Raw genomic sequence first — 10,509 nt, 5'->3', positions numbered from 1 at the left:
ATAATTGCATTTGAGATAGTAAAATATTGCTTTACTTTCGCCATTATCTTTCATAACAAAGACTGGTTATAATGGTACAAATTATGGCCCCCTATTTAATTTGATTTACCATACAGCGGATTAAAATAGATCTGCAGACTTTTTATTTATGCAGCTTATTATGTATCTATATACTGTAATTACGCACCATTTATTAATGCAACCTGTTATTTAACCTATGATTCTTGATAATACGGATTAAATTTTAAAAATACTTTAATTTATCGCATATTACTTTTTCGCTGAATGTTTAATAAAATTATCGTTTAATTAATAGCCGTCAAACTTATTTAATACTGTTCAAACTTGAGACACCTTATGGCTAATGCACCAAAGACTAAAAAAAACAAAGCTCCACCATATGTTGCACCCGAATCAGCATCAGATTTATCACATCTTTCTGCACGCAAACGTTTAGAGCAAACTGAGTTCTTAATGTCTGCCCCTACCTTTAAGTTATGTCCAGCAGACATAGGCTATGAGGTGGCTTTTGCCGGACGTTCTAATGCTGGTAAATCTTCAGCCATTAATGTATTGACCAATCAACGTCAATTAGCCCGTTCATCAAAAACGCCAGGGCGAACCCAAATGATCAACTTCTTTTCAATTGGTAATGAAGAAGCTCGCTTGGTAGATTTACCTGGTTATGGATATGCCGCTGTCCCTGAAAAAATGAAATTGGTATGGCAAACCGAATTAGAAGAATATTTGGTATCTCGCGAAAGTCTTGCAGGTTTGGTATTGATGATGGATAGTCGTCACCCACTTAAGTTCTTTGATGAACAGATGCTGCGTTGGGCCAAAGATGGTGAGTTACCAGTACATGTCTTATTGACCAAAGCAGATAAGTTCAAATATGGACCTGCCAAAAACATTTTATTGCAAACCAAGCGTGAACTTGAAAAGCTCGATTTACATTTTTCAATACAATTATTTTCATCATTAAAAAAAGAAGGCATAGAAGAATTGGCAGAAGTGATGGGACGTTGGCTACACATTGATGGGCAGTCAACAGAGCAATGATGCCTTATAATTAGGTGTTATTACCTTTAACTAGCGTTTTATCTTATAATGAACGATATTGTGCTTTACTTACTCTAGATTTTTTGTAAGTCTTTAATATTTTTAAAATTAGGGCTTAAACAAATACAAATAGTTAAATATTTTACAACTTTTTTGCTTAAGTTTCAGCGCTAAAGCTTCGAAGTTAATAATTAAATTGATGTCTATACCTCAATTTTGGTTTAAACCTTAATTTTATTTTATACCTTAACTTTAGTTTACTACCTTAGTTACAGTTAATCCTTGAATAATAGTTAATATCTTAATTTCAATTTTTGTTATCACCTACATATAAATAAGACAGCTTCTATGACTGATTCGACGAATTCTAATCCTGATTACAAAGATACGTTAAACCTTGCTGATACGGCGTTTCCGATGCGAGGCAACCTAGCCCAACGTGAGCCAGATTGGTTAAAAGCTTGGGAAGCGGATGATGTATATGGCAAAATCCGTAAAGCAAAAGCTGGCCGTGATAAGTATATTCTGCATGATGGCCCTCCGTATGCAAATGGTCAAATTCATTTAGGTCATGCGGTAAACAAAGTTTTAAAAGATATTATTGTTAAATCAAAAACCTTATCAGGTTACGATGCTCCATATGTGCCAGGTTGGGACTGTCATGGCCTACCGATTGAACAAAAAGTTGAAGCCAAAGTAGGTAAAGTAGGTCAAAAGGTATCAGCGACTGAGTTTCGTGGTCTATGCCGTGAGTATGCCCGTAGTCAAGTTAATTTACAGATGGCAGATTTTAAGCGCCTTGGCGTATTTGGTGATTGGGAAAATCCTTATCTAACCATGAACTTCGCGCAAGAAGCCAACATCGTTCGTGCTTTGGGCAAAATATATGCCAATGGTTATGTCAGCCGTGGTATGAAGCCAGTAAACTGGTGTTTGGATTGTGGCTCTTCATTGGCTGAAGCAGAAGTTGAGTATGAAGACAAAACTTCAGATGCTATTTATGTGGCCTTTGATTTGGTAGATCCCTTACAGGTTCTACCTCAAGATAGCAGTGCTGATAAAACTTCGGCAGTTATTTGGACCACCACCCCATGGACTTTGCCAGCCAACCAAGCCATTGCAGTAAACGCTGACTTTGAATATAGCGTGGTAAAAACCTCTAAAGGTAACTTGATTCTGGCGACTGACTTAATTGAAAACGCTTTAAAATCTCTTGGTCTTGAAAACGAAGGGGTTATCACTACCTTATCTGGTGATAAGCTTGAAATGGTTAAAGCACAACATCCGCTCATAGACTCTCGTCAAGTTCCTATCGTTTTAGGCGATCATGTCACCACTGAAAGTGGTACTGGTCTAGTTCATACTGCGCCTGCACATGGTGCCGATGATTATATAGTGGGTCTACGTTACAACCTACCTGTTACCAATCCTGTAGGCGGTAATGGGGTCTACTTAGAGACTGCTGAAGTATTCATAGGTGAACATATTTATAAAGCACAACCAAAAATCATTGAGGCTTTAAGCGACAGCGGTCACTTATTAAAGCATTATAAAATGGAGCATAGCTATCCTCATTGCTGGCGTCATAAGTCACCTATTATTTTTCGTGCAACGCCGCAATGGTTTATCCGTATGGATCACCATGTTCAAGAAGGTGACAATACTTTAAGAGAACAGACCTTGCAGGACATCCCTAATGTTGTATGGACACCTGCATGGGGACAAAATCGTATTGAAGCTATGGTGTCTGGTCGTCCTGATTGGTGTATCTCTCGCCAGCGTACTTGGGGCGTACCAATTCCATTCTTTATTCATAAAGAAACAGATGAACTACACCCAAATACCTTGCAACTCATGGAAGATATTGCACAGGTCATTGAAAAAGGCGGGGTAGAAGCTTGGTTTGATGCAGCAGCAGAAGACTTTATTGGTGAAGATGCTAAAGATTACGCCAAATCTACCGATACTTTAGATGTATGGTTTGATTCAGGTACCACTCATTTTGCCGTGCTTGAACAAGATGACAATCAGACCAACCCAGCCGATATGTATTTAGAAGGGTCAGATCAACACCGTGGTTGGTTCCAGACCTCATTATTAACTTCTGAAGCAATGTATGCCAGAGCACCCTATAAGCAAGTCTTAACCCACGGCTTTGTGGTAGACGAAAATGGCCGTAAGATGAGCAAATCACTGGGCAATATCATTAATCCACAAGATGAAATCAATAAGACGGGCGCTGATATGTTACGTATGTGGATCGCATCAAGCGATTACCGCTACGAGATGAATGCAGGTAAGCAAGCATTTAAGGGTGCTACTGACATGTATCGTCGTATCCGTAATACGATCCGTTTTTTATTGGCCAATACTGATGACTTCAATCCAGATACAGATAGCTTGGACATAGAAGAACTGGTTAGTCTTGATAAATACATCATGCTACGGGCAAAAGAAGTCCAGCAAGCTATTATCGCAGCTTATAATGCAATGGATTTTCACCAAGTGACTCAGCAAGTGACAGCGTTCTGTTCTCAAGACTTAGGTGGCTTCTATCTAGACATCATTAAAGATCGTCAGTACACGACAATGGCAAATGGTAAGCCACGTCGTTCAGCGCAGACAGCGATGTATCATATCGCTCATGCCTTACTACGCTGGATTGCCCCTATTCTAAGCTTCACTGCTCAAGAAGCTTGGGAAGCCTTGCTTAAGGACTCTGCCACAGGTGATAATGCTTATGTCTTTACCAAAGACTGGTACCAGCTACCTGATTTTAGCATGACTACCATTACTGAGTCTGATTGGAGAGTCATTTTAGAAGCCAAAGATGCCATTAATAAAGTTATTGAGCATGTGCGTGAACAAAAACGTATTAATGCTAATTTATCGGCGGCTGTAGCTATCTATGCAGACGGTGAGATTTATGACAGTCTATCTAAGCTTGATGATGAATTACGCTTCGTGTTGATTACTAGCTCAGCAAGTTTAAATAAGCTTAGCAGTAATGAAGCTGGCGATGCTACTGAGCTGGATAACCTACGTGTTGAAGTTACCCCCGCTGAAGGCACTAAATGTGTCCGCTGCTGGCACGTCAGTGATGATGTAGGCACAGATCTCAACCATCCATTAATTTGCACACGCTGTGTGAGTAATATTGAAGGCGCAGGCGAGGTTAGACATTATGCCTAATTCTACAGGCAATAACTTAAGCGATAATCGAGAATCCAAGACTGTTAATTCAGAAGATTCGATAGTACCTGTTTATGCTACTGCATCGCCTAGCCTGAGTAAAAGACCTAAACTCATTCCTAATCGAGGTCGTGCCCTATTATGGTATATGTTATCTTTTATGGTGATTGGATTGGACCAATGGACCAAATGGTTAGCAGAATTAAAGCTAACCTTTCATGAGCCGGTCTCAGTCATTGAACCTATTTTGAATTGGACGTTGGCCTACAACTATGGTGCCGCTTTTAGCTTCTTAGCGGACCAAGGCGGCTGGCAGAAATGGTTTTTTGCTGGTTTATCGCTAGCGATGTCTTTATTTTTATTGATTTATTTGACCCGAGCACCCCGTCAAGCAAAGCTGTTAAATGTGGGCTTAGCTTTAATACTTGGTGGCGCTATTGGTAACTTAATAGATCGCCTTCGTATTGGTAAAGTGATCGATTTCATCCATGTGCATTATGCAGATGTATGGCATTATCCCATTTTTAATGTGGCAGATATGGCCATTTGTATTGGGGTAGCTATCGTTGTTATAGATATGCTGTTTTTGGAAAGCAAGCGTAACACGAAGTTTCAATCATGATATGGTAAATCTGTACATTTGAATTATCATTTTTTACCGTGACTATGTTTTCTTTTTTGCTTTATATCTCCCGTCATATGGCGGGATTTTTTATGGGGATATTTTTGATTAGGGGATATCAATACTTTGAAATATCATCTCCTAGAATAAGATATAACAGTGCTGCTAAATTAATTAACACTGTTACATAATAAGCCAACCTAAAGTCGGGCTTTTGGGTCTTATGTCTCAGATAATTTTGTGCAAACATGGCGCCTACCCAGCCGCCTAAAGCACTTAATACATGTAATGTGGTCTCAGGAGTACGCCATTTTCCTAATTGAGCGGCTTGTTTGTCCTTTGCATACACAAAGAAAGTTACTACCCCTATTAAAAAATACCAACCCAACACACTTAAGCTTAATTTACCCATTATGGTAGTAAATATAAGCACCACATAAAAACCTATGCCCGTTATTAACTGCTGCCTTTGTTTTTGATGGAAACTAACTTGGTTAGCTGACCTTCTTATTATATTTTTTTTCATTATGCTCTCTGAGGGTTAAAAATAACGCGTAGTACGACTTGATCAAAAAAAGGCTTGTATAAAGCTTCCATCATCACCATAAACTATAAATATCCTACGTTAACTTTACGATGCTACAACTTTGAAGCAACAGTGATTTTTATCTAAAGTTGTTATTATAGTCGTTAGTAAAATTAACATATTTCTATATCATGCATAACCATTATTTTAAATGTGATGACTGATAAATCTAATAATAATGATAATCAAAAATTTGAATAGTCTACATACTGACAGTTATAGTAGCGCTGTCGGTTATATTAGAGCTTACGGTTATATTAGGGCTAGTAGTTATTTAAGGGCTAAAAAATATATGAAGGCTGAAAAATATAAGCCTGAAGGAGCGAGTTTGAAAGTAGGTATTATAGGGGGCGGCGTTGCTGGATCAACCATTGCTATTCGTTTGGCAGCTTTGGGTATTGAAACCTATTTATTTGAATCCAAATCTAGCTTGATTGATGGACCTCCTATGTGTCATCTTCATGCTGGAGGTAACTTATATCGTGAAATACCTGACGAGGATTGTGTTGAGTTATTAAAGCAATCCATTGATATGTTACGCATGTATCCTTACAGTATTGACGTTAGACCTACTGTTATAGCCATTCCCCAGCGCGATGATGGGACGCCAGAAAGCTTAATACCCCGTTTGCAACTGCTCACTCGTGAATATAAAGCGATGATTGTAGCTGATCCTGCTAATAAAGTACTGGGTGAAGCCGAAGATTATTATCGTCTCTATAATAAACAGGATTTGTTAGCTTTAATTCATCAGTCAAATTTTGACATCAATTCTACCCCTACTCACTTGGATCATTGGGTTGCCAATGCAGCTCGTCAATTGGACTTAGACAAACTAAAATATCCAATCGTTGCGGTTCAAGAATATGGCTGGAATATTTTTCGTTTGGCAGCTTCTGCTCAGATTGCTTTAGGATTTTACCCTAATGCCCATTTACTTCTTAATACACAAGTCGTAGGCGTTACCGTAGCTGATATGACAAAAACCCATACAGCAGACGAAAACTCTGATAACGAATTGGCCTTAAAGCCATTTGCCGTGCAACAATTGGCCAATCAGCAAGTTGATGGTTCAACTGTTCAATGGAATATTCACTATAAGCAGAAGACTTATAGAGAGGATGGTAGTGAAGCCAATACTTCTGTTGACGACACTCAAACCATTAAAGTCGATTATTTAATTAATGCCTGTGGCTTCAAAACCGGTATTATTGACAATATGATTGGCGTGCCAGCTAAACGTATGGTGGAGTTTAAAGCCTCCTACGTAACTCATTGGAACAACCCCAATTCCAATGCTACATTTATAACTTCACAGACGGATTCAAATAGCTATTCACATGACGACTCATATGGCTTAGAAGAAGATTTAATTTATAGTCCTTTAATATTGCCCGAAATTATTATTCACGGCAAGCGTGGTACTCCCCAAGGTATGGTTCAGCTAACACCATATCCAAATGGATACTATCAAATACACAGTATGAATAAAGCAGTGACTTTATTTGAAGATGGGCTAGTAGCAACTAAAGACGATGATGCACAGCCAGAATTAAAGCCTAAGTATATACAGTGCATTGAAGACGGTTGGAATCCTGCAACACTTCAGGAGCGCAGTCAAAGGGCTATTATCGAGGTTAGTGAATTTGTGCCACGTTTTGCCAGCGCAAAACCTACAGGTAATGCGTTATATGGCGGTCAACAGATTCCAGGTAACAATGATACTTTACGAGTTGCTGATGTTAGCCTATATCCCGAAATTCATTATGCTCGTGCTGAGAATGTCAAAGCTTCTTCGGCCCTAGAAGCCTCTGATGATATTGTTAAACTGCTTGAGTCACAAAATTTAATACAGTCGACACCGCAGCAAAACCATTCACGACATCATCATGATTGGATTTATTTGCGTCATAGTAGCAAACAAAATATTGATGATTTGGCCAAGCTTTTTGCTCATCAGCGTGCATTCCCTTTGCCAATGTCGGACGTGGTAACTTCGTTCAGTTAAGGCATACTTAAGGCGGTCTAAGCCTTATATCTGTTATTATGATCCTTTACATTATAAAAAAGCTGCCTTATGGCAGCTTTTTGTTATCAGAACCGTTTTTCATCAAGCTAAGTTGTTATTAAGCTATGTTGTTATTAAGCTCTGTCGTTATCAAGCTCAGTTGTTATCAAGCTCATTTGTAATACGACTTTTTTATTATATATATTGACTGTTTTTAAACTCTAGGTATTAGAGTTTATGAGTAGCGACAGGATCTTTAATATGAACATACTTATTCAGTAAGCTTACTGCAGATTCAATGTCATTACAGACCACTAATCTGTCTAAGTCTTGTTGCTTCATAAACCCTTCTTCAGCAGTATGTTTTAAATGCTCAACTAATGGATTATAAAAGCCATTTATATTTAGAATAATCATTGGCTTTTCGTGTTGAAACAATTGACGCCAAGTAGCAATCTCCATGATTTCTTCCAAAGTGCCTAGACCGCCAGGCAAAGTTATAAAAGCATCGGCATATTCAGCCATAATAGCTTTTCGAGTATGCATGGTATCTGTTAAATGAAGGCGAGTTAGTCCCTCATGAGCAATTTCATGATCTAACATAAATTTAGGAATAACCCCTACGACATGAGCACCGCCAGCAATCACTGTATCGGCTACTGCACCCATTAAACCGATACTCGCACCGCCATATACTAAGCCCATACCATTTTCTGCCAAAGCCGTGCCCAATTCTCTAGCAGCAGCTTCATAAACAGGATTATTGCCTATACGTGAGCCACAATACACAGCTACCAAAGGCTGATTAATAGTGGTTTTATCTACAATATCACTGACATGTTCAACATCTTTACTGGTAATGGTAGTTGGTTCTAAACTCGTCGCAACTTTTAACTTTTGAGTCATAAATAAATGCCACCTTAATAAATATATAAATAATAAATTGGGTATAAATAAAACATTTGAATATCATAACATAGTCGCACACAATGGAATTTCTCACTGTGTTTTATTTATTTAAATGACATTGTTATTGTTAAATTAAAGACAAAATTAAATTATTAAATGATAATATCAAAAAAGACATAAATCCTTAAGATGCGCCATAAATCGATTTTATCATTATAAAAATAACTCATTTTTTTAAATAGGAAGTTCGAATGTCGAATTTAACAAGCAAATCTAATACTACTATAAGTCATTCCAATACTCCCATAACTTTAACCATAATAACAGAGCGCAATCAGCCATTGACTGCTAGCTTGTATTTACCAGTAGATATTAACGGCGAGGATGTTAAAAATGCCATTATGATTGCGCCAGCTACAGGAATCAAAAGAGGTTTCTATCATCAGTTTTCCAATTATCTGGCCAGTCAAGGCTTCGGCGTTATTACGTATGATAATGAAGGTATTGGCGATTCATTAACCTGTACCCTAGCTAAATCTACTGCCTCATTAATCAGCTGGGGGCGTCATGATGCAACCTCGGTATTAGACGCGTTACAAGAAGAATTCCCAAATGCCAAATATCACTTGATAGGCCATAGTGCAGGCGGACAATTGATTGGGCTAATGCCAAATTATCAGGTTCTATCTTCAGTGGTTAATATTGCATGTTCTTCAGGTCGTATTAAAAACATGACCATGCCATTTAAAGCCCGAGCTATGTTTTTCATGAACGGCGCAATTACTGTTGGTAACTTAATATTAGGTTATACGCCCTCAGATAAGTTTGGTATGGGTGAGCCGTTGCCTCGCGGTGTTGCCAAGCAATGGCGTGACTGGTGTAATGGTAAAGGTTACATCAAAACTGCATTTGGTAAAACCGTTTTTACCCATTATTATGATCAGCTAAAAACTCCCGCGTTATGGTTAAATTTTACCGATGATGACATTGCCAATAGCAAAAACGTCGATGACATGTTGGCAGTATTTACTAGCATGCCAGTCAAAAAGGAAATGTTAGCGCCACAACAGTTTGGACTAAACCATATTGGCCATATGAAATTCTTTAGCTCAAAAACTTATGATCAAGCACCGCAACTTTGGCAAATGGCGACGCAATGGATTGAAAGCCATGGAGCCTAAAAGGAAAAGACAATACATAAAGCTATAATAATTTAGGCATAACCATTTATCAAGCCTACTCTGATGCCGCTAAATCTTCTGTAATTCGTTTTTGTAGGGCAGAATATAAACTAGGATTTAAATTGGGGATATTAGCCAACATCCATGTCACATAAGGCATAGGTAATTGGTCAATGCGTTTACCTTTGTGCTTACCAAAAGGCATCTTAGTAATCGGCTTAGCGGTATTGGAAATCTTATGTGCCGCTTCAAAGTCGGACACATCGAAACCTAGTCGCTCGCAACACGCTTTATATAGCAGATAACACATTCTAGCATCGCCAAGTGCATCATGGGCTGCTGCAGTCATTTCAGCTGCCTCTTCTTTTCCAATTAACTGTTCAATACACAAAGATTGTGAGTATCTGTGCCACTCAGGGAAAGCAACGCGAGCTAACCGAACAGTGCAGATCAACTTAACCTTCGGTCGTCCGATAACCCCCCAATCGAAGCGCACATTATGTCCAATTAAATAATCAGACAATTCAAATTTTTCTAAATCAAAAGAGTCTAGCCCTTCCACATCCTCATCGGTAATACCATGAATCTTAGTGACGAACGGAGAAATGGGTCGTCCACTATTAAAATAGGACATCCATTCATGACCCGTATGCACCTCTATAGTTGCAACTTGAATTGGCCTTGGATTACGTCCTTGGTCCGTCTCAGTGTCTATGACTAAAGCAGTAGTTGTCATGATATTTTCAAACCTTTTTAAATAATACTTGTAACATACCTATTCCTATCTTAGAAGTTAAGAAGCTAGTAATTAATAAAATAGTAGTTAATAAGCTGATATTTAGAAACTAATAATTAAGAAAATAATAGTTAAGAAGCTAGTAGTTAATAAGCTAGTAGTTAAGAAACTAATAATTTAGAAGCATTGTTTAAAAGCATTATCAAATAATGG

8 protein-coding genes are annotated in these 10,509 nt (G+C 38.2%); 5 read left to right on the top strand and 3 right to left on the bottom strand.

What is annotated here, in order from left to right:
• Positions 1-357: 357 nt before the first annotated feature.
• From yihA to lspA, 3 genes are all read left to right on the top strand, one after another.
• Positions 358-1,062, top strand: a complete 705-nt coding sequence (gene yihA, locus QZ265_RS07485) for a ribosome biogenesis GTP-binding protein YihA/YsxC (RefSeq protein WP_296404925.1) — start codon at positions 358-360, stop codon at positions 1,060-1,062.
• 348 nt (positions 1,063-1,410) lie between these two features.
• Entirely contained in the window at positions 1,411-4,254 is a 2,844-nt protein-coding gene (ileS, locus tag QZ265_RS07480; RefSeq protein ID WP_296404923.1) for an isoleucine--tRNA ligase, read from the top strand.
• Positions 4,247-4,876 carry a signal peptidase II gene (gene lspA, locus QZ265_RS07475; protein ID WP_296404922.1) on the top strand — a complete coding sequence of 210 codons (630 nt, stop codon included), beginning with the start codon at positions 4,247-4,249 and terminating at the stop codon, positions 4,874-4,876. Before ileS ends, lspA begins: the two co-directional genes overlap by 8 nt.
• A 118-nt stretch (positions 4,877-4,994) precedes the next feature.
• Here the strand turns inward: lspA and QZ265_RS07470 are convergent, their stop codons facing one another.
• On the bottom strand, positions 4,995-5,402 hold the full coding sequence (locus QZ265_RS07470) for a DUF1294 domain-containing protein (protein WP_296404920.1): 408 nt from the start codon (positions 5,400-5,402) through the stop codon (positions 4,995-4,997).
• A gap of 352 nt (positions 5,403-5,754) precedes the next feature.
• Between QZ265_RS07470 and QZ265_RS07465 the strand changes: the two genes are divergently transcribed.
• Positions 5,755-7,470, top strand: coding sequence for an FAD-dependent oxidoreductase (locus QZ265_RS07465; RefSeq protein ID WP_296404918.1), 1,716 nt, complete (start codon positions 5,755-5,757; stop codon positions 7,468-7,470).
• 228 nt (positions 7,471-7,698) lie between these two features.
• On the opposite strand, the gene QZ265_RS07460 is transcribed toward QZ265_RS07465, so the two are convergent.
• Entirely contained in the window at positions 7,699-8,376 is a 678-nt protein-coding gene (locus QZ265_RS07460; protein ID WP_296404917.1) for a TIGR00730 family Rossman fold protein, read from the bottom strand.
• 254 nt (positions 8,377-8,630) lie between these two features.
• Here QZ265_RS07460 and QZ265_RS07455 point away from each other — a divergent pair, with 254 nt between their 5' ends.
• Entirely contained in the window at positions 8,631-9,560 is a 930-nt protein-coding gene (locus QZ265_RS07455; protein ID WP_296404914.1) for an alpha/beta fold hydrolase, read from the top strand.
• A 55-nt stretch (positions 9,561-9,615) separates the two neighbouring features.
• On the opposite strand, the gene QZ265_RS07450 is transcribed toward QZ265_RS07455, so the two are convergent.
• Entirely contained in the window at positions 9,616-10,296 is a 681-nt protein-coding gene (locus tag QZ265_RS07450; protein ID WP_296404912.1) for a DUF3820 family protein, read from the bottom strand.
• Between the last annotated feature and the right edge of the window lie 213 nt (positions 10,297-10,509).

This window comes from Psychrobacter sp. (assembly GCF_018260395.1).
In the GTDB taxonomy this organism is placed as follows: Bacteria; Pseudomonadota; Gammaproteobacteria; order Pseudomonadales; family Moraxellaceae; genus Psychrobacter.
The sequence above is the reverse complement of the archived record's forward strand: the minus strand, read 5'-3'. Positions and strand labels throughout refer to the sequence as shown.